The sequence below is a fragment of the Streptomyces sp. NPDC018964 genome, from assembly GCF_044390325.1.
GTDB lineage: Bacteria > Actinomycetota > Actinomycetes > Streptomycetales > Streptomycetaceae > Streptomyces.
The window spans coordinates 178,864-196,464 of the sequence record NZ_JBIRYZ010000002.1 but is presented as its reverse complement, the minus strand read 5'-3'; the positions used below and the strand labels follow the sequence as shown (position 1 = coordinate 196,464).

Genomic DNA, 17,601 nt, shown 5'->3' with positions numbered 1-17,601 from the left:
GGCCGTACGAGCCCTGATGCCGGAGGGGGCCGAAGCTCCCTCCGGTCAGGCGTCCCCCCGCCCGAACAGCGGGGCGAGGAGCAACTGGGCCGCCCCCTCCGCGACCCCCTGCACCCCGCCGGGCGCGACCCGTACCGGCACGCCCCCGTCACCCCCGCCCTCGCGCCGGGCTCGCGCGGCGAGAACCGCGCCGACCCCCCGTACGAACTCCTCGGGCGCGGCGGCCACGGTGCGTCCCCCGAGGAGCACCAGGTCGATGTCGAGGAGCCCGACGAGGTTCGCCGCGCCCGCCCCCAGCACCCTGGCCGCCTCGGCGACGTCGCCGCGGGCGACGGCGTCCAGGCACAGCGCCTCGACGCATCCGCGGGCCCCACAGGTGCAGAGCCGCCCGTCCAGTTGGACGACCTGGTGCCCGAACTCGCCGGCGCCGGTCCTGGCCCCCCGGTACACGCTTCCGCCGATCACCAGCCCGGCTCCCAGCCCCGTGCCGAGGTGCAGGTAGGCGAAGGAGCCCCCCTCGCCGCCGACCGCCAGTCCCAGCGCCGCCGCGTTGGTGTCCTTGTCGACGACCACCGGTACGCCGAGCCGCCGCGCCAGCGCGTCCCGGAGCGGGAAGCCGTCCCACTCGGGGAAGCCGGTGACCCGGTGCAGCACGCCCTTCTCGTGGTCGAGCGGTCCGGGCAGCGCGACCCCCACCCCGAGCGGGGCCCGGTCCGCCCCGGCCGTCCCCGGCACCCGGAGCGCCTCGACGACCCCGGCGACCCGCGCCAGTACCGCCTCCTCCCCCGCGCCCAGGTCCAGCGGTGCCCGCCTGCGGTCCACCACCGCGCCGTCCAGGTCGACCAGGACCGCCCGCAGCTCGTCCCGGTCCAGGTGGACGCCCACCGCGTGGCCCGCCTCCGGAACCAGCCGCAGCACCGTGCGGGGCTTTCCGCCCGTGGAGGCCCGGCGCCCCGCCTCGGCCGCGAGCCCGTCCGCCCGCAGCCGGGCGGTGATCTTGCTGACCGCCTGCGGGGTGAGCCCGGTCCGCTCGGCGAGTTCCAGCCGGCTGATCCCCTCCGCCCCCGCGGTCCTCAGCAGGTCGAGCACGAGCGCGGTGTTGTGGCTGCGCAGGGCGAGCAGGTTCGCTCCCAGCGGGGCCCCGTGCGCGCCGTATGCGCCATGAGCGCCGTACGCCCCGCCGATGCCGTCGTTCGTCCTCTTCACCCGCCCATTCTCTCCGCTGCTTGCACTTTGGCAACAGCGTTGCGAAAGTAGGGGGCATGACTGGCACCTCTCTCCGCGTCGGCCTCGTCGGCTACGGCCTCGCGGGCTCCGTGTTCCACGCCCCGCTGATCGCCGCGACCGAGGGCCTCGCGCTCGACACGGTGGTCACCTCGAACCCCGAGCGGCAGCGACAGGCCCGCGACGAGTTCCCGGACGTACGCCTCGCCGCGACCCCGGACGAGCTGTTCGCCCGCGCCGGCGAACTGGACCTGATCGTCATCGCGTCCCCGAACAGGACGCACGTCCCGCTCGCCACGACCGCCCTGAAGGCCGGTCTCCCGGTCGTCGTCGACAAGCCGCTCTCCGGCACGGCGGCCGAGGCGCGCGGGCTGGCGGACCTCGCAGAGGAGCGCGGCCTGCTCCTGTCCGTCTTCCAGAACCGCCGCTGGGACAACGACTTCCTCACCCTGCGCAAGCTGGTCGACGAGGGCGAGCTCGGCGACGTGTACCGCTTCGAGTCCCGCTTCGAGCGCTGGCGCCCGCAGCTCAAGGGCGGCTGGCGGGAGTCCGGCGACCCGGCGGAGATCGGAGGTCTGCTCTACGACCTCGGCAGTCACGTCGTCGACCAGGCGCTGGTCCTCTTCGGCCCGGTGACCGCCGTCTACGCCGAGGCGGACGTTCGCCGCGACGGCGCGCGGACCGACGACGACACGTTCATCGCGCTGACGCACGCGAACGGCGTCCGCTCCCACCTCTACGTCTCGGCGACCACGGCCCAGCTGGGCCCGCGCTTCCGGGTCCTGGGCTCGAAGGCCGGCTACGTCAAGCACGGCCTGGACCCCCAGGAGGCCGCCCTCCGCGACGGCCTGCGCCCCGGCACCGGCTGGGGCCTGGAACCCGAGGAGCTGTGGGGCCGCATCGGCGCCGGCGAGTCCCCGGTGACCGGTGGCGGGCACCCCGTGCCGACCCTCCCGGGCGACTACCCCGCCTACTACGCGGCCGTGGCGAAGGCCCTGCTGGCCGGCGCCCCCAACCCGGTGACCGCGCGGGAGGCGGCCGCCGCCCTGGACGTACTGGAGGCCGCGCGGCGCTCGGCCCTGGAGAAGGTGACGGTGACGCTGTGACCACCCCGAAGCAGACCCCGGAACTCGTCCCGAGCGTGGAGGAGCTGGAGGCGCAGGAACGCCGCCTGGTCTTCGAGCGGTTCACGTACGACGACGCGTGGGCGCTCGGCTCCCTGCTGGTGGAGATGGCGCGCGAGCGCCAGGCCCCGGTCGCCATCGACATCCACCGCGCGGGCCAGCAGCTCTTCCACGCCGCCCTGCCCGGTTCCGCCCCCGACAACGACGCCTGGATCGCCCGCAAGCGCCGGGTCGTCGAGCGCTACGGCTCCGCCTCCTACCTGGTGGGCGCCCGCCACCGTGCCAAGGGCACGACGTTCGAGGCGTCCTCCCGCCTGGACCCCGACACCTACGCGGCCCACGGCGGTTCCTTCCCCCTCACGGTGGAGGGCGTGGGCGTCATCGGCGCGGTGACGGTCTCGGGCCTTCCCCAACTCCAGGACCACCAGCTGGTGGTGGAGGCCCTGGAGCACTTCCTGACCCGCACCCGCCCGTAGGCCCCGCCGGACCGCTTCCCGTCCCCCGCGCGGACCGACAGCCGTGCGGGGGCGGGCGCTTCCGCGCCTCCGGGCCGTCCTCGTCGTCCCGGGGCCGGCCTTCCGGGTCCGCCCGGCTCCCGCCGGTACGGCGGAACACGAGGACACGCTCCTCGCGTCCGACGAGCGCGCCCTACCACCGCCTGACCACCGTCCGAGGCCGCTCACCCCCGTCCGACGACCATCCGTCGGCCGCCCGTCGCCCCCTGACGACCGTCCGACGCCCCCCGGCACCCGCCCGGCCCCGCCCCGCCCGCGGCACTGCTCCGGCCGGGTGACACTCGGAGCGCGGTCCCGCGTCGCAGCGGTGACGCTGGCGCCATGACACCCTTCATAACAAGGCGGCTGGCCGCCGCCCTGCTGGCCTGGCTCGCCGTCGCCCCCGGGACGGCCGTGGCGGCGGCCCCGGCCGGCGGGGACCCCGGGGCCTCGGACGGGCCTTTCACGGCCGCGGGCGACGCGTTGTCGCCCCTCGAGGAGGCCGCCCGTCCGCTGCGCACCGTCGAGCCCGTCGGCCCCTTCGACGACCTGCGCCCCTTCGGGAGGGCGGTCGGTGACGCCGTGGTGGTCGGCATCGGCGAGGCCGCCCACGGCTCCCACGACTTCGTCGCCTTCCGGCACCGGGTCCTGCGGTACCTGGTCGAGGAGAAGGGTTTCCGCTCCTTCGTCCTGGAGGCCAACTGGAGCGCAGGGCTCCGCCTGGACGACTACCTGATCACCGGGCGCGGCGACCCCGCCCGGATCATGGCCGAGGAGTTCCGGAACGCCTACCTGCTGCTGCACAGCCAGGAGTACCTGGACATGGTCCGCTGGATGCGCGCGTACAACGTCGCCCACCCCGACGACCCGGTCAGGTTCGCCGGCAACGACAACGGCTACGCCGGCCCGGAACTGTACGACCGGGTCGTCGACCACGTCCGGCGCGCCCACCCCGACCTGCTGCCCACCGTCACCGAGCTGTACCGGGGGCTGCGCCCCACCCTGCCCGTCGACGCGTGGATGCGCGCCGCCGTGACCGCGCCCCTGGACGAGCGCCGCGCACGGGCCGAACGCACCGGCCGCGTCCTGGAACTGCTCCGCGCCCGCGAACCCGCCGGGGCGGACGGGACGGACGGGGCGGACGAGGACCACGCCTGGGCGCTCCAGCACGCCACCGTCATCGACCAGGTGGCGCGCCTGTACGCCTTCGACCTCTCCGACCCCCGGAACGGGCCGGAGGCCATGGCCCACCGGGACACCGCCATGGCGGAGAACACCCTGTGGTGGCACCGCCACACCGGTCACCGGCTCGTGCTCGGCGGGCACAACAGCCACCTGTACACCAGGAGTTCCACCCCCACCCTCCCCCTCCCCCAGGGATCGGTGCTCCGGCGGCGGCTGGGCGACGGCTACCTGGCGGTGGGGCTCTCCTTCGACCGGGGTGCCGTGCACGCCACCGCGCAGGGCCTGCAGAACCCGGCCGACCAGGACGTCGGACGGTTCGAGGTGGAGCCCGCCGCTCCCGGTTCGGCCGAGCACGTCCTGGACCGGGTGAGCCACCGGAACTGGTACGCCGACCTGCGCACCGCGCCGCCCGCCGCCCGCGCCCTGCTGGACGTCACCCGCCCCAAGCGGGAGATCGGCACCGACTACCCACCGCCCGGCGACCAGGTCAACCTGCTGCGGTCGACGGACCTGGTGGTACACCTGGACGAGATCCGACCGAGCCACCCACAGGAGCGCGGGGAACCGCACCCCCTCAGGAACGCGGGGAACTGCGCACCTCCCAGGGGCGCGGGGAACTGCGCGACAAACCACGACGCACCCGCACCGCGGTTCCCCCGCCTCCCCGCGGAGCGCTACGCCTGCTTGAACTCCTGCCGCTGCCGCCCCAACCCGGAGATCTCCAGCTCGACCACGTCCCCCGCCCGCAGGTACGGCTTCGGCTCGGGCCGCCCCATCGCCACCCCCGCCGGCGTCCCGGTGTTGACGACGTCGCCGGGATACAGCGTCATGAACCGGCTGACGTACCGCACGACCTCCCCCACCGGGAAGATCTGCTCGGCGGTCGTCCCGTCCTGCTTCAGCTCCCCGTTGACCCACAGCCTCAGCGACAGGTCCTGCGGGTCGCCGACCTCGTCCGCCGTCACCAGCCACGGCCCCAGCGGGTTGAACGTCTCGCAGTTCTTCCCCTTGTCCCAGGTCCCGCCCCGCTCGATCTGGAACTCCCGCTCGGAGACGTCGTGCGCGACGGCGTACCCGGCGACGTGCGCGAGCCCTTCCTCCGCCGACTCCAGGTACCGGGCCGTACGCCCGATCACGACCGCCAGTTCGACCTCCCAGTCGGTCTTCACCGACCCGCGCGGCACCAGCACCGTGTCGTCGGGGCCGACGACCGTGTCCGCCGCCTTGAAGAAGATCACCGGCTCGGCGGGCGGCTCGGCCCCCGTCTCGCGGGCGTGGTCGTGGTAGTTCAGCCCGATGCAGACGATCTTCCCGATCCGCGCCACCGGCGGCCCGATCCGCAGCCCCTCCCCGTCCAGCGCGGGCAGCTCCCCGCTGTCGGCGGCGGCCCGGATCCGCCCGAGCGCGGCCTCGTCGGCGAGCAGCGCCCCGTCGATGTCGGCGACGAGACCCGACAGGTCACGCAGGGTCCCCTCGTCGTCGAGCAGCGCCGGCCGCTCCTGTCCCGCCGTGCCGACTCGCAGCAGCTTCATGATTCACGTCTCCCTCGATCGCGGGCCCGCCCGATGGACACGGCCCGGATGCGGCGGTGCGCAGCCATCGGAGGACTGGTCGATCCTCCAAGCCCGCGTTCCACTCCGCAAGACCCGGTTCACGTACTGGACCTCGAAGAACCGCACCCCCGGCCACCGGCACCCCGCCCCGCGCTAGCGGTACAGCACGGCCCGCTCCGCCACGCTCCACGTCGTGCTGGTCACCATGTACAGCGCGGCCGCCAGCGGCATGACGGCGACGGTGACGAGCGTGAGGAAGGACATGAACGGCATCACCCGGGTCACCGCCGCCAGCCCCGGCACCTGCTCCCCCTCACCGGCCGCGGGCACCACGGGGCCCGCGGCCGTCATCCGCCGGGAGAGCCGGTACCCGAACCAGGCGACGACGGCGGTGACGGCGAACAGCCCGACGTACACGAGTCCGGGCCCGCCGAAGACCCCGCCGTTCCCGAGCGCGTCCGCCCACCGGTCGCCGAGCGGCGCCTCGAACAGCCGGTGTCCGAGCAGTTCGTTGGTCCGTCCGCCGATCGTCTCGCTGGAGAAGAGGTGGTACAGCAGGAAGAACGCGGGCAGTTGGAGCAGGCCGGGCAGGCATCCGGACAGCGGTGACACCTTCTCCCGCGCGTGCAGTTCCATCACGGCCCGTTGCAGCTTCTCGGGGTCGCGACGGTGCTTGCGCCGCAGTTCGGCGATGCGCGGCTGGAGCGCCGCCCGCGCCTTCTGCCCGCGCGCGGCGGCCCGGGACAGGGGGTGGACGAGGAGTCGTACGAAGGCGGTGAACAGGACGATCGCGGCGGCCGCCGCGGAGACGCCGAACAGCGGCCGGAGCAGGTCGGCCAGGTGCTCGACCAGGCTGGCGAAGACGGACATGGGTGAGCCCTCCGGGGGTCTCGTCGTGCCGGAAGTACGGGAAAGAACGGCATGACGACCCGCGGCAGGGCGTGGTGAACCTACGGAGCGCACGGAGCGCACGGAGCGCACGGAAGGTGCGGAACGTGCGGAAGGAGCGCCCTACGCGGCGGTCGCCGGGAGGGCGTGCCCCGGTGCCCGGGGTCTGGTGCGCCCCCTGGCGTCGGGGTCGCGCTGGGGCAGGAAGGCCGTACGCCGGTCACGGTCGCGTATCGCCGTGCGCACCCGCGTGGGCGCCACGGCGGGCGCGCAGCGGGCGGCGAGGAGCAGGCAGACGGCGAGCGCGGCACCGGCCGCGGCGGTCGCGGCGAGCGCGACGTCGGCCAGGGAGAGCCCGCCGGCGGCGGGCATCAGCAGCAGGAACAGGAGCAGGACGGCCTGGAGCAGCGGCAGGAGCACGGCGAAGGCGGACCGCGCGGTCGCCCGATGACGGATCACTCGCCGCCCCCTCCCTCTCGTCCCCTCGCCCCTGCCCGTACCGGGTTCATACCGGATCGACCTCGACGGGCTGAAGCAGCCGCTTCGGCTTGAGCAGCGCCCGACTGACCGGATCCGCCGGGTCCAGGTTGAGTCCGGGCCCCGGCAGTACCTCAACGTCCGGCACGGGCACGATGGTTCCGCAGGCCGCGCATTCGCCGTACGGGCCGAGTTCGGTGCCGCAGTCGGCGTGCCGGAAGACGCGGAGCTGGACCCGCGTGATGTGTTCGCGTCCCCACAGGCCGAGCGCCCGCACGGTGGGCCACAGCGCGATCCCGCGGTCGGTGAGGACGTACTCCTCCCGGGGCGGCGACTCCTGGTACCGGCGCTTCTCCAGGATCCCCTGCTCGGTCAGCGCCCGGAGGCGGGCGGCGAGCACCGCGCGCGGGATGCCGAGGTGGACGAGGAAGTCGTTGTAGCGCCGCACGCCGTAGAAGGCGTCGCGGATCACGAGCAGGGTCCAGCGTTCCCCGATGACCTCGAGGGCGCTCGCGATCGAGCACTCCTGTGACGCGTAGTCCTTGCCCAGTGCCATGCCGTCCACTGTAACCACTTCCCCCGCCGTTGGTTCAATGACCGAACTCATGGTGCTACGGTGAGCCGTCCGCGTAGGTTCAATGAACGAACCCACCACCCCGGAAGCCCTCGTCCCGGCGAGCCGATCCCGCAGAGGACCCCTGACAGACATGACCGGCACCGACCCCTCCCCCGCGACCGCGCACACCACCGCCCTCACCGCCGTACGGCCGAAAGCGGCCCCCCGCCGGGACCCGTCCGTCCCGCGCCCCGGCGCCACCCTCGCGCTGACCAGCGTCGCCACCGCCGTGTCGCTGATGACGTACATCGCGCCGGTCGTCACGCTCCCCGACACCGCGGCCGCCCTGCACACCCCGCTGTCCGCCCAGGCCTGGCTGCTCAACGGCACCCCGCTGGGCCTCGCCGCCCTGCTCCTGGTCGCCGGCAGCCTCGCCGACGACTACGGCCGCCGCCGGATCTTCGTCTCCGGCACGCTCGCCCTCGGCATCACCACGGCACTCGGCGCCCTCGCCGGCACCACCTGGCTGTTCACCCTGGCCCGCGTCGCCCAGGGCGCGGCCAGCGCGGCCCTGCTGGCCAGCAGCCTCGGCCTGATCGTGCACGCCTTCCCGACACCGGCCGGCCGGGTGCGGGCGACGGGGGTGTGGGGCGCGTTCGTCACCGGCGGCACCGCGGTGGGCCCGCTGCTCGCCGCGGGGATACCCGACTGGCGCGCGGTGTACGGCGTCCTCGGCGCCGCCGCGCTGATCGTCGCCGTCCTCGGCACGCGCGCCCTCACCGAGTCCCGCTCCCCGCGCGGCGGACGTCCGGACTTCGCCGGGGCCGTCACCTTCGGCCTGGCCCTCGTCTCCCTGGTCGCGGCCCTCACCCTGGGCCGCGACGGCTGGCTCCGCACACCGGTGTGGCTGCTGCTCGCGGCGGCCGTCGCGCTCCTGGCCGCGTTCGCCCTGGTGGAGCGCCGGACGGCCACCCCCATGATCGACCTGTCCCTGCTGCGCCGCCCCGGCTTCCTCGCCTCCTCCGTCGGCGGCCTGTTCACGGGCCTGTCCGTGATCGGCCTGTTCAGCTTCCTGCCCGCGGTGCTCCAGCGCAGCCTCGGCATGTCCGCGATGGACACGGCCTGGCTGACCCTGCTGTGGGCGGGTCTCGCCTTCATCGTCGCGCTGCAGGCCCGCCGCCTGGCCGGCCGCGTCCCCACCCGCGTCCAGCTGGCGATCGCCTTCGTCCTCCACGCGGGCGGCGTCCTGACGATGCTGGGCGCGGTCGGCGCGGGCTCCACGGCCCGCTTCGTCCCCGGCATGATCATCGCGGGGGTCGGCAGCGGCCTGCTCAACGCGGCGCTCCCGCTGCTCGCCGTCGCGTCGGTCCCGCCGGCCCGGGCCGCGATGGGCTCCGGCGCCCAGCAGACCTTCCGGTACATCGGCTCCTGCGCCGGCGTCTCCCTGACCATCGCCGTCGCGACCTCGTCGAGCGGCGGCCCGGCCCGGGGCACGGACATCGCGATGATCGTCTCGGCGGTCCTGGCGCTGGTGGCGGCGGTGGCGGTCGTGGGCCTGCGGGAACGGGAGTGACGGAACGGAGGGGCGTTCCCGGCCGCACCCGTTCCGGCCACTCCCCCGTGACGCCTGCTCCGGGCCCCGGGGCGCCCCACGGCCGGTGGCCGTCCCCCCTTTGTCACCCACCGGCAGTACGGTGTCACCCATGCGCCCCGACACGCCTGCCGAAAACGTCGACCACACCGCCGAAGCCGCCCGCCTGGAGCGGACCGCCGACCTTTACCCCGAGGACGCCGAGGCCCTGCTGCTGCGGGCCGCCGCCCACCGCGAGCTCTCCGGCGACCGCCCCGCCGCGACCGCCCTCTACGACCGCCTGCTGTCCTCCTCCCGGGAGCTGGACGACCCGTACCTGGTACGGGCCCTGAAGGCCTCGAACCTCTGGGAGTACGGCCACGAGGCGGAGGCCCGCGCGATCATCACCGGCATCCGCACCGCGGCCCCGCGCGACGCGGCCCCCTGGGTGATCGTCGCGGAGTCCCTGGAGTCGCACGACGAGCTGGAGCAGGCGCACGAGACGTTCACGGAGGCGGTACGCCTCCTCCTGACCGGTGTCGAGAAGCCCCCGCGCGCCACCCACCCGCTCCTCTTCGGCCGCCACCGCGTGCGCAGGATGCTCGGCGCGGCGCACGACGAGTGGGACGCGCTCGCGGACACCGTCCACACCCTCCCGATCACCCTGGACGAGCTCCACGACCCCAAGCGGGTGTGGTCGCTCGGCTCGGAGAACCCGGTGGAGCTGGAGGCGGAGATCGTCCGCCTGCGCGCGGAACTGGGCGCGTACCGGGAGGCGCTGTCCCGCCCGTTCCCGGTGGCGGTGCTGCACTGGCCGGCCGGTGAGCTGGCGGAGCTGACGGAGGCGTACCCGTCCCTGGCGGAGGAGTACCCGTCCTACGAGGCCCACCTGGCGACGACGGAGGCGGCCCTGCGCGAACTGGCCGCGTCCGGCACCCCGAACCTGGGCATCGTCACGGGCACGGTCCCCTCCTACGAGGCCTTCGCCGCCTCGGAGCTCGCCTCCCCCGCCGACCCGGCCCTCCTCCCCCAGTACGCCACGATCCTGGCGGCCCGGGGCCGGGCGGTGGCGTGGCCCCCGGAGCGGCCGGCGGCGTGCTGGTGCGGCTCGGGGCGGACGTACGGGGAGTGCCACGGCGCGGATTAGCCGTGGCGCCTCGGCGCAGGCGTCCTTCGGGGGTCGGCGGTGCGTTCCGACGTCCCCCGCCGAGGGCGCTCCCGGACTCGGCGGCCGCGTTCATCGGGAACCCTGGGCTCCCAGGGCTTCCGGGGCTCCCGCGTGAGCGGCTGTGCGTGGCGTCAGCGTGCGAACTTCTCGACGGCCGCCGGGGTGACGGGCGTGAAGAAGTTGACGAGGTTGCCGTCGGGGTCACGGAACAGCAGCGACCGGTTGCCCCAGGGCATCGTGGTGGGCCCGTTGACGAAGTCGGTGACGAAGCCCGTCAGGTTCCGGTGGACGCGGTCCACGTCGTCGACGAGGAACTCGATGATCACGCTGTGGTTGTCCGCCGGGCGGGCGGAGCCCGGGGCGAACAGCGGGACGGTGCCGGTGCCGGCGATCGCGAGGGTGGCGCCCGCGGTCCTGAGTTCGGCGAATTCCTCGGTGGCCCACGTCGCCCGCGCCCCCGTGGCCCGCTCGTAGAAGTCGACGAGGCGTGCCACGTCGCCGGTGATGATGCGGACAGAGACGAACTCCATGGGGATCTCCTTGGCTGTGCTGGAGGCGTGCACAGCGCAGGCTAGGAGAGATAGTGGACAGAATCGGTCCTGTATGCGCGTTAGGTTGTGCGCATGTCCCGACCCACCGCCCGCGTGCTGACACTCCTGGAGCTGTTGCAGTCGGGCGGCACCCGGACGGTGGCCGAACTGGCCGATCGGCTCGGCGTCGACGGGCGCACCGTGCGGCGGTACGTGGACCATCTGATCGACCTGGACGTGCCCGTGGAATCGGTGCGCGGCCGCTACGGCGGGTACCGGCTCGCCCCCGGGTACCGCCTGCCTCCGCTCATGCTCGGCGACGACGAGGCACTGGCCGTGCTGCTCGGCCTGGTCGCCGGCCGCCGGACGGGCCTGACGACGGCGCAGCACACGGCGAGCGAGACGGCGTCGGCGAAGATCCGGCGGGTGCTGCCCAAGCACATCGCCCGCAGGCTCGACGCACTCCTGGAGGCTCTCGCCTTCACGGAACGGCCCGGCGCGTTCGACGCCCCGGACGCCGGGGTCCTGCTCACCATCGCCGATGCTGTGCGCCACCGCCGGCCGGTCTCGATCCGCTACACCGACCGCGACGGACGGCGCAGCGAACGCACGCTGCACGCGCACGGGATCGTCGCGCATGCGGGCCGGTGGTACGTCACGGGCGAGGACGCCCGGATCAACGAGGACCGGACCTTCCGGCTCGACCGCATCGCGGACGCGCGGGCCCTGCCCGGCTCCTTCGAAGCGCCCGTGGACCCCGATCCGGCACAGCGCGTGCTGTCGGCGTTCGCCACGGCCGAGTACCGGCACGAGGTGACCTTGCGGATCCACGGGACGGTCGAGCAGATCCGCGTCCGCCTGCCCGCCGGCGTCGCGAGCCTGGAGGAGGAGGGCGAGCCCGCCACGGGCCGGAACCGGGCGACCGAGCGCTGGCTGCGCGTCGAACTGCGGGTGGAGCGGCTCGACTGGCTGCCTCCCGTACTCGCCTCACTCGACCGGCCGTTCGCCATCGAGCGCCCCGACGAACTGCGCGACCTCGTCACCGCGCTCGCCGACCGCCTCGCGTCCTACGCCCGCCAGGCCCCACCGCGGGAAACCGATGTCATGAAACGGCACAGTTAGCCGTACCCGCCGGACCCGCCGTACCGGTGGGCACCGGTCCGGCACCGGCGGCCTCGTCCGGCGTCCCCTCCCGCCGGAGCGCCCGGAGAGCACCACGGGAACCGCCGCACGACCGCGTTCGTCTCCGTGAAGACCTGAAGTCGGCCCCGGGGGAGGCCACATGGATCAGCCATGGCTCACGATCACGCTCATCATGGCCGCCGGGGCGCTGGCCCTGGGCGTCGCGACCCTGCGCGGCGCCCTGCGCCAGCGCCGGGCCCTGCACCGCCTCGGCGTCCGGGGCGTCCGCACCCGCGGCGAGGTCGCCCGCGGCGCCCGCCGCGAGGGCCCGGTCGTCCACCCCCCTCAGGTCCGCTACCAGGCCCCGCCCGTGAACAACCTCGACGCCCCGCCCACCCAGACCTACCGCCGCGCCCCCCTCAACCACGAGTCCCACCCCCTGCACGCCGGCATCCCGGTCGTGCTCCGCTACGACCCGAGGGACCCGCGCAGGGTGGTGGTCGTCCACACCAAGGACGGACGGCCGGGGAAGGTGTCGTACTCGGCGACCGCCAACATGACCTGGGGGATCTTCTTCGTATTGTTCGGGATCGGCATGGGGGTGGGGGCGTTCCTCTAGTGACCACATAGGTTCGCCGCATTCTTGTGGTGAGGGCATGTCTGCTGGCGCTTCCCGTGCCACGATGTCGGGATGCAGTTGCCGGATGCTCTCGTGGGTCTTCAGCTGTCGGTCTATCGGAAGCGGATCGGGCTGGCCGAATTCGTCAGGTCCAGCGGCCCTGGCAAGGACTGGAGTGTCGGCGTTCGGGAGGAAGCCGCGAGACGCCAGTGTTCCCTCGAAGAGTCGGAGCGCGCGTTGGAGCGCGCCATGCGGGACCAGGCGCGCACGGAGGAGCAGGTGCGAGAGTTGCGGCGCGCTCTGAGACGACGGGCGGGGGCCATCCTCGCAACGCGGGAATCGCACCAGCCACGGAGTAGTGCTGTGAGCGAGGGCACGATCTGATCACGCGATGAGGGCTGGTCGCTCGCCCCAGCGGATGCCTTTCTCACTGCGGATGCGGACGCGTTCCTTGCGCTGATCCCCGACGCACGATCTGCCGCAGCTTCTGCCCCTCCTGGCCGGTCAACCCGTGCACACGGACAGGCTCTGTCACTCCACCCCAACGATCAGACGGACGTCACCCCACATCCAACCGTCGTCACTACCGACACGGCGAACCCATGTGGTCACAGCACTAGCGACCGGGGGCGTGCGGGTCAGGCCGGCGCCCGGTCGCCGACGGTCACCCGCTCCCCCGGGGCGCACCGCACCAGGCGCGCCGCGTGGCCCCGGCGTCCCGCCTCCGCGAGGAAGTCCTCCAGCGGGGAGCGGAAGACCGTGTAGTCGCCGTGGTGCACGGGCAGCGCGCGTCGCGGACGCAGCAGGTCGAGCAGGTCGGCGCCCTGCCCGGCGTCCATGGTGACCACCAGGCCGCCGGGCAGGGTCGTACCGCCCAGGTGCAGGACGGCCAGGTGGATGTCCGGGTAGCGTCCGGCGATCCCGCGCAGCCCGTCGTACATCAGGGTGTCGCCGGACAGGTAGAGGACCAGCCGGACCTCCCCCGAGCGGTCGCCGAACTCCAGCATGCTGCCCATCACGGGCGGCAGCAGGACCCGCAGCGGGCCGGGCGCGTGGCGGCCGGGCAGCGAGGTGACGCGCACGGAGGAGTCCCCGTGCCGCAGGGTGCGGCCCTGCCAGGTGCGCAGCCCGGTGGCGTGGCGGAACCCGTACAGCCCCTTCAGCAGGCGGGCGGCGTGCGGGGTGGTGACGAACGGCAGGCCCCGGTCCAGCCCGCGCCGGGCCACCCGGTCGAAGTGGTCGCCGTGCAGGTGCGAGAGCACGACGGCGTCCAGGTCCTCGTGCGGGAGTTCCGCCACGTCGACGGCGGGCTCGGTCAGCCGGCGCGAGACCAGCCCGTAGCCGAGGTGGGCGAACTGCCCGCGGTGCAGGAAGTTCGGATCGGTCAGCAGCGTCAGCTCCCCGTAGCGGATCAGCAGGGTGGCGTTGCCGATGAACAGGATCTCCGCGGTGCCCTCGGGCGGATGCTGCCGCACGGCCGACTCCCTCCGTCGTACGTGGGTCCCGTGGGAGCCGGGTGAGCGGCGGGGCCGGTTCTACACCTCCGGGCGCGTACGGTCCTCCGGGCCCGGTCAGTCGCCCGCGCGCAGCACCAGCCGCACGATCCCCTTGACTCCTCGCCAGAGCCAGCCGAACAGTCCCGCCGCCGAAGCGAGGTCGGCGGCGTCCGCGGCAGGTTCCGTCCAGTCCCTCCCCGAGCGGCACCGGGAGCAGGAACGGCGCCAACCGCGCTCGCGCGCACCGCACTTCTTGCATATCGCCATGCCCTCATTCTCCCCTGCCGCCGTACCCTCTCCCGCAAGGTGGCCGGCCTCGCGGCCCTCAGCCCGGCCGTCCGTGGGAGCCCGCCTCGAGGGCCGCGCGCAGGGTGGCCAGGGTCGAGGCGACGCGGGCCAGGTCGTCAGGGGGAACCGCCCCGGTCAGCGAGGCGAGTGCGCTCTCGACGACGGGGCGGGAAGCGGCCAGCCGCTCCTCGCCCTCGGGCGTGAGGCGGAGGACGGACGAGCGACGGTCCTGGGGGTGCGCGACCCGCAGGCACCAGCCCGCCGCCACCAGCCGGTCGACCGCCTTGCTGACGGCCCCCACGGTGATCGCCAGCTCGCCGACGATGTCGAGCACCCGGCACCCCGGCACGCGGTCGATGACCTCCAGGAACTCGAACTGCCCGAGCCCCAGGCCCCGTTCGGCGCGCAGCCGGGCGTTCACTGCGTTGTAGAGCCGGGTCTCGACACGGACGAGATCGACAAAGACAGAAGTGACGTGTCCCACACCAGCCTCCAATGGATTCCTGGGAATCATCTTCCATGGAATCCGGTTGGGGTCGGACAGATGGATTCCCGGGAATCCATCCTCGCATCCGACCCGTGGAGGCCCGCATGTCCCGACAGCAGCGCAAGGCCCTGGACGCCGTACTCCGTTCCGCCCCTCGCGGCGAGACCCGGCCCGCCCCCGAGGAGCAGCGCGACGACTTCGACGCGGCGCTCACCCGCCCCGCGCCGGAGGACGTGGTCACCCGCGAGACCGTCCTGGGCGGACGGCCGGCCCTGGAACTGGAACCGGCCGAGGCCTCCGGCCGCGGCCGGCTGCTCTACCTGCACGGCGGCGGCTACGTCGTCGGCTCACCGGACACCCACGCGGGCCTGGTCGGCGAACTGGCCCGCCGTGCCGGGCTGCGCGCGCTGTCGGTGGACTACCGGCTGGCGCCCGAGCACCCCTTCCCCGCGGCCGTCGACGACGGGCTCGCCGCCTACCGCGCACTGCTGGCGGCGGGCACCGACCCGCGGGACCTCGTCATGGCCGGCGACTCCGCCGGCGGCGGCCTGACCCTCGCCACCCTGCTCGCGGCCCGGGAGGCCGGACTGCCGCAGCCGGCCGCCGTGGCCGTCTTCTCCCCCTGGACCGACCTCACCCTCTCCGGGGAGAGCATCCGCTCCAAGGAGGACGCCGACCCCCTCTTCACCGAGGCCGACATACGCGCCTACGCCGATCTCTACGTCGGCGCGGGCGACCGGACGCACCCCCTGGCCAGCCCGCTCTTCGCCGACCTCACCGGACTGCCCCCGCTCCTCGTCCAGGTCGGGGCGAACGAGGTCCTGCTCGACGACGCGGTCCGGCTGGCCGGCCGCGCGGGCGCCGCCGACGTCGAGGTCACCCTCGAGATCGGCCCCGGCCTCCCCCACGTCTTCCAGCACCACTACGGCCACCTCGACGAGGCGGACGCCGCCCTCGACCGAGCCGCCCGCTTCCTCACCACCCACCTGCACGCCGACCACCCCGAACCGGCCCGCTGACGCCGGCCCCGACGGCCTCCGCACGGATGTCGGCGGCACCGCCGCCGACATCACGCGTCCCGTCCCTGTATCCGTGCGGCCCCTGTCCCCATGGGACCGACAGCGCAGGACCTCAGTCCCCGACGTCGTCCAGGGCCGACCGCGCCGCCGCGGTGAACTCGCCGATGCGTTCGGAGAGCCGGGCCACTTCGACGGCGTGACGCTCCACGAAGTGGACGTTGCCGTCCGGGGCGTTCGCCGACGCGTCACGGAAGGCGAGCAGGGTCGTCTGCGTCGACTTGAGCGTGGTGTAGACGCTCCGGGCGGCCTGCTCCACCGCCTCCGGCCCCTCGACGGCAAGGTTGGCCCACGCGGCCTGCGCAAGCGCCAGCTGCCCTTGCGCCTGCTGCAGCCTGCGATCGACCTCCTCGGTGTCCCGTTCGCCGATGAACGCACGACCGGCCAGCTTCAGGGCGTGCTGGCACTCGGACGCCGGAGCGAGGAAGGCACTGTAGGCGTCCCGACGCACTTGTCTCCGCCAGTGCGCATGCTCGGCCCTCGCCTGAGCCTGCACCTGCTGCCTCGCCGACCACCCGGTGATCGCCGACGCGAGGACGGTCCCGGCCACACCGACCGTCGCTCCGAGCAACGCCGCTAATCCTTGATCCACGGAGGATGTGTTTACCGCACTCGTCATCTCATGGCCATGCCGTTGCCTTCCGAGGCGGGCGCCCATAGTTCACAGCTCCTGATCGGAAGCCCTCTGCTCCCAGTACCTCCGGTGATAACGGAAGTACTCCGGGTGGACCCGGTGGCTCTCCCTAATGGTGAGCTTCGGCAGGAGCCTCGCGCCTGCAAGATCTGATCGCACGATGACGGACCAGTCTTCATCCACTGCGATCGCTCCGATGTCGAGTCGCACGTGGCAATTGGGGCAGAGGCACAGGATGTTGGGCTCGACGTCGGGGCCGTAATGAGGCCTCCCCAGAGGCCGTATGTGGGCGCCCTGGCTGTACGGGCTACCGTCCGGGCCCATCAGACGCAGGCCACACAGCTGGCACTCTCCGTCATAGAGTTGCTTGATCCGCTGCGCGGCAGCCGTGTCTCTGATCAAGCGGCGCACCTGCATGCTGCGCGAACGCGGGAACTTCTCCACGACCCGCTGCTCGCCAGGAGGTTCCTCGCCTTCCTGCTGCCCGTCTCCTTGCTCATCTTGCTCGTGGTCGAGCTCTTCCAGTACGTCGATGACATGCCGTTCGACCGGTGTCTGCACTTGCTCCTGATCGCGCAAGCGCCTCAGGTCGAACTGGCAGATTTCAATCGGCGAACCGTCGGGAGCCGGGTACTTGGAGGTCGCCGTGCGCACTTCCGTGATCTCGTACAGGCCGTCATACCTGTAGGAGTCGAAGGGCGAGTACCGCGAATCTCCCTCGTAGCCTCGAATCACACGGATGGGATAGCCGCGCTCATAGCTGAGCAGGAGCGCAGCATTGTCCGGGTAGGACCACGACTGGCTGCGGAGAAGCCTTCCGGTGGATTCGTCCTTGTCCTTCCCCTCCGAAGCCCCCGTGTATCGGATCCACTCCCAGTGGTCCTCGTCGTCCACATAGCCGCCGTGCAGGACGATCGCATCCCCGACCTTGCTGCCATCCTTGTCGAGCAACCAAGAGATGCCCTTTTGGTTCGTTTGGTGCAGTTTTGCATGCTGCACGTTTCTTCGTCGGTGGAAGACCATGCCCACGGGCACGCCCTCTATATGACCGATGACACGTTCGATTCTCACCCATCCATATTGGATCGAAGATGATCATTTCTCGCCGAA

The 17,601-nt window shown here is 73.1% G+C and carries 18 protein-coding genes and 1 pseudogene; 8 read left to right on the top strand and 11 right to left on the bottom strand.

The features are described 5' to 3' along the window. Window positions 1-45: 45 nt before the first annotated feature. Window positions 46-1,185 carry an ROK family protein gene (locus tag ACH5AO_RS03680; protein ID WP_398921985.1) on the bottom strand — a complete coding sequence of 380 codons (1,140 nt, stop codon included), beginning with the start codon at window positions 1,183-1,185 and terminating at the stop codon, window positions 46-48. A 77-nt stretch (window positions 1,186-1,262) separates the two neighbouring features. Between ACH5AO_RS03680 and ACH5AO_RS03675 the strand changes: the two genes are divergently transcribed. From ACH5AO_RS03675 to ACH5AO_RS03665, 3 genes and pseudogenes are all read left to right on the top strand, one after another. Then, window positions 1,263-2,330: a Gfo/Idh/MocA family oxidoreductase gene (locus ACH5AO_RS03675; protein WP_398921393.1), complete on the top strand. Its 1,068-nt coding sequence runs from the start codon at window positions 1,263-1,265 to the stop codon at window positions 2,328-2,330. After that, the gene (locus tag ACH5AO_RS03670; RefSeq protein ID WP_398921391.1) at window positions 2,327-2,824 is read left to right on the top strand and encodes a heme-degrading domain-containing protein; all 498 of its coding nucleotides are present in this window, start codon (window positions 2,327-2,329) and stop codon (window positions 2,822-2,824) included. The genes ACH5AO_RS03675 and ACH5AO_RS03670 overlap by 4 nt, the downstream gene beginning before the upstream one ends. A 360-nt stretch (window positions 2,825-3,184) precedes the next feature. Then, window positions 3,185-4,546 (top strand): annotated as a pseudogene (locus ACH5AO_RS03665) (erythromycin esterase family protein); the annotation flags it as partial. 155 nt (window positions 4,547-4,701) lie between these two features. Here the strand turns inward: ACH5AO_RS03665 and ACH5AO_RS03660 are convergent. From ACH5AO_RS03660 to ACH5AO_RS03645, 4 genes are all read right to left on the bottom strand, one after another. Then, a complete protein-coding gene (locus ACH5AO_RS03660) occupies window positions 4,702-5,559 on the bottom strand; it encodes a fumarylacetoacetate hydrolase family protein (RefSeq protein WP_398921983.1) in 858 nt (285 codons plus the stop codon). Between the two features lie 174 nt (window positions 5,560-5,733). Further along, the gene (locus ACH5AO_RS03655) at window positions 5,734-6,450 is read right to left on the bottom strand and encodes a YidC/Oxa1 family membrane protein insertase (protein WP_398921389.1); all 717 of its coding nucleotides are present in this window, start codon (window positions 6,448-6,450) and stop codon (window positions 5,734-5,736) included. A 141-nt stretch (window positions 6,451-6,591) separates the two neighbouring features. After that, a complete protein-coding gene (locus ACH5AO_RS03650) occupies window positions 6,592-6,927 on the bottom strand; it encodes a DUF6412 domain-containing protein (protein WP_398921387.1) in 336 nt (111 codons plus the stop codon). Between the two features lie 46 nt (window positions 6,928-6,973). Further along, complete coding sequence (locus ACH5AO_RS03645) at window positions 6,974-7,510, bottom strand: winged helix-turn-helix transcriptional regulator (protein WP_398921981.1); 537 nt, start codon at window positions 7,508-7,510, stop codon at window positions 6,974-6,976. Between the two features lie 142 nt (window positions 7,511-7,652). Here ACH5AO_RS03645 and ACH5AO_RS03640 point away from each other — a divergent pair, with 142 nt between their 5' ends. Together ACH5AO_RS03640 and ACH5AO_RS03635 are read left to right on the top strand one after the other, a co-directional pair. Beyond that, window positions 7,653-9,074 carry an MFS transporter gene (locus tag ACH5AO_RS03640; RefSeq protein WP_398921385.1) on the top strand — a complete coding sequence of 474 codons (1,422 nt, stop codon included), beginning with the start codon at window positions 7,653-7,655 and terminating at the stop codon, window positions 9,072-9,074. 130 nt (window positions 9,075-9,204) lie between these two features. Further along, window positions 9,205-10,218, top strand: a complete 1,014-nt coding sequence (locus ACH5AO_RS03635; RefSeq protein WP_398921383.1) for an SEC-C domain-containing protein — start codon at window positions 9,205-9,207, stop codon at window positions 10,216-10,218. A gap of 152 nt (window positions 10,219-10,370) precedes the next feature. Here the strand turns inward: ACH5AO_RS03635 and ACH5AO_RS03630 are convergent, their stop codons facing one another. Beyond that, window positions 10,371-10,769: a VOC family protein gene (locus ACH5AO_RS03630; protein ID WP_398921381.1), complete on the bottom strand. Its 399-nt coding sequence runs from the start codon at window positions 10,767-10,769 to the stop codon at window positions 10,371-10,373. Window positions 10,770-10,862: 93 nt separating this feature from the next. Between ACH5AO_RS03630 and ACH5AO_RS03625 the strand changes: the two genes are divergently transcribed. Continuing rightward, on the top strand, window positions 10,863-11,891 hold the full coding sequence (locus ACH5AO_RS03625) for a helix-turn-helix transcriptional regulator (protein WP_398921379.1): 1,029 nt from the start codon (window positions 10,863-10,865) through the stop codon (window positions 11,889-11,891). Between the two features lie 160 nt (window positions 11,892-12,051). After that, on the top strand, window positions 12,052-12,510 hold the full coding sequence (locus tag ACH5AO_RS03620; protein WP_398921378.1) for a DUF3592 domain-containing protein: 459 nt from the start codon (window positions 12,052-12,054) through the stop codon (window positions 12,508-12,510). Window positions 12,511-13,148: 638 nt separating this feature from the next. Here ACH5AO_RS03620 and ACH5AO_RS03615 read toward each other — a convergent pair. From ACH5AO_RS03615 to ACH5AO_RS03605, 3 genes are all read right to left on the bottom strand, one after another. Further along, window positions 13,149-13,985, bottom strand: a complete 837-nt coding sequence (locus ACH5AO_RS03615) for an MBL fold metallo-hydrolase (RefSeq protein WP_398921376.1) — start codon at window positions 13,983-13,985, stop codon at window positions 13,149-13,151. Between the two features lie 96 nt (window positions 13,986-14,081). Beyond that, complete coding sequence (locus tag ACH5AO_RS03610) at window positions 14,082-14,273, bottom strand: hypothetical protein (RefSeq protein WP_398921374.1); 192 nt, start codon at window positions 14,271-14,273, stop codon at window positions 14,082-14,084. Window positions 14,274-14,331: 58 nt separating this feature from the next. Next, window positions 14,332-14,778, bottom strand: coding sequence for a MarR family winged helix-turn-helix transcriptional regulator (locus ACH5AO_RS03605; RefSeq protein ID WP_398921373.1), 447 nt, complete (start codon window positions 14,776-14,778; stop codon window positions 14,332-14,334). A gap of 107 nt (window positions 14,779-14,885) precedes the next feature. Here ACH5AO_RS03605 and ACH5AO_RS03600 point away from each other — a divergent pair, with 107 nt between their 5' ends. Next, complete coding sequence (locus tag ACH5AO_RS03600) at window positions 14,886-15,800, top strand: alpha/beta hydrolase (RefSeq protein WP_398921371.1); 915 nt, start codon at window positions 14,886-14,888, stop codon at window positions 15,798-15,800. A gap of 112 nt (window positions 15,801-15,912) precedes the next feature. Here ACH5AO_RS03600 and ACH5AO_RS03595 read toward each other — a convergent pair whose 3' ends face one another. Continuing rightward, window positions 15,913-16,428 (bottom strand): hypothetical protein, encoded by a 516-nt coding sequence (locus ACH5AO_RS03595; protein WP_398921369.1) that lies wholly within the window; start codon window positions 16,426-16,428, stop codon window positions 15,913-15,915. Window positions 16,429-16,518: 90 nt separating this feature from the next. Continuing rightward, on the bottom strand, window positions 16,519-17,562 hold the full coding sequence (locus ACH5AO_RS03590; protein ID WP_398921367.1) for a YDG/SRA domain-containing protein: 1,044 nt from the start codon (window positions 17,560-17,562) through the stop codon (window positions 16,519-16,521). Window positions 17,563-17,601: the final 39 nt, after the last annotated feature.

Coding starts and splice junctions, on each gene's coding strand:
- ACH5AO_RS03675 (WP_398921393.1), top strand. CDS start 1,263: ATGACTGGCACCTCTCTCCGCGTCGGCCTCGTCGGCTACGGCCTCGCG.
- ACH5AO_RS03660 (WP_398921983.1), bottom strand. CDS start 5,559: ATGAAGCTGCTGCGAGTCGGCACGGCGGGACAGGAGCGGCCGGCGCTG.
- ACH5AO_RS03655 (WP_398921389.1), bottom strand. CDS start 6,450: ATGTCCGTCTTCGCCAGCCTGGTCGAGCACCTGGCCGACCTGCTCCGG.
- ACH5AO_RS03640 (WP_398921385.1), top strand. CDS start 7,653: ATGACCGGCACCGACCCCTCCCCCGCGACCGCGCACACCACCGCCCTC.
- ACH5AO_RS03635 (WP_398921383.1), top strand. CDS start 9,205: ATGCGCCCCGACACGCCTGCCGAAAACGTCGACCACACCGCCGAAGCC.
- ACH5AO_RS03630 (WP_398921381.1), bottom strand. CDS start 10,769: ATGGAGTTCGTCTCTGTCCGCATCATCACCGGCGACGTGGCACGCCTC.
- ACH5AO_RS03625 (WP_398921379.1), top strand. CDS start 10,863: ATGTCCCGACCCACCGCCCGCGTGCTGACACTCCTGGAGCTGTTGCAG.
- ACH5AO_RS03620 (WP_398921378.1), top strand. CDS start 12,052: ATGGATCAGCCATGGCTCACGATCACGCTCATCATGGCCGCCGGGGCG.
- ACH5AO_RS03610 (WP_398921374.1), bottom strand. CDS start 14,273: ATGGCGATATGCAAGAAGTGCGGTGCGCGCGAGCGCGGTTGGCGCCGT.
- ACH5AO_RS03600 (WP_398921371.1), top strand. CDS start 14,886: ATGTCCCGACAGCAGCGCAAGGCCCTGGACGCCGTACTCCGTTCCGCC.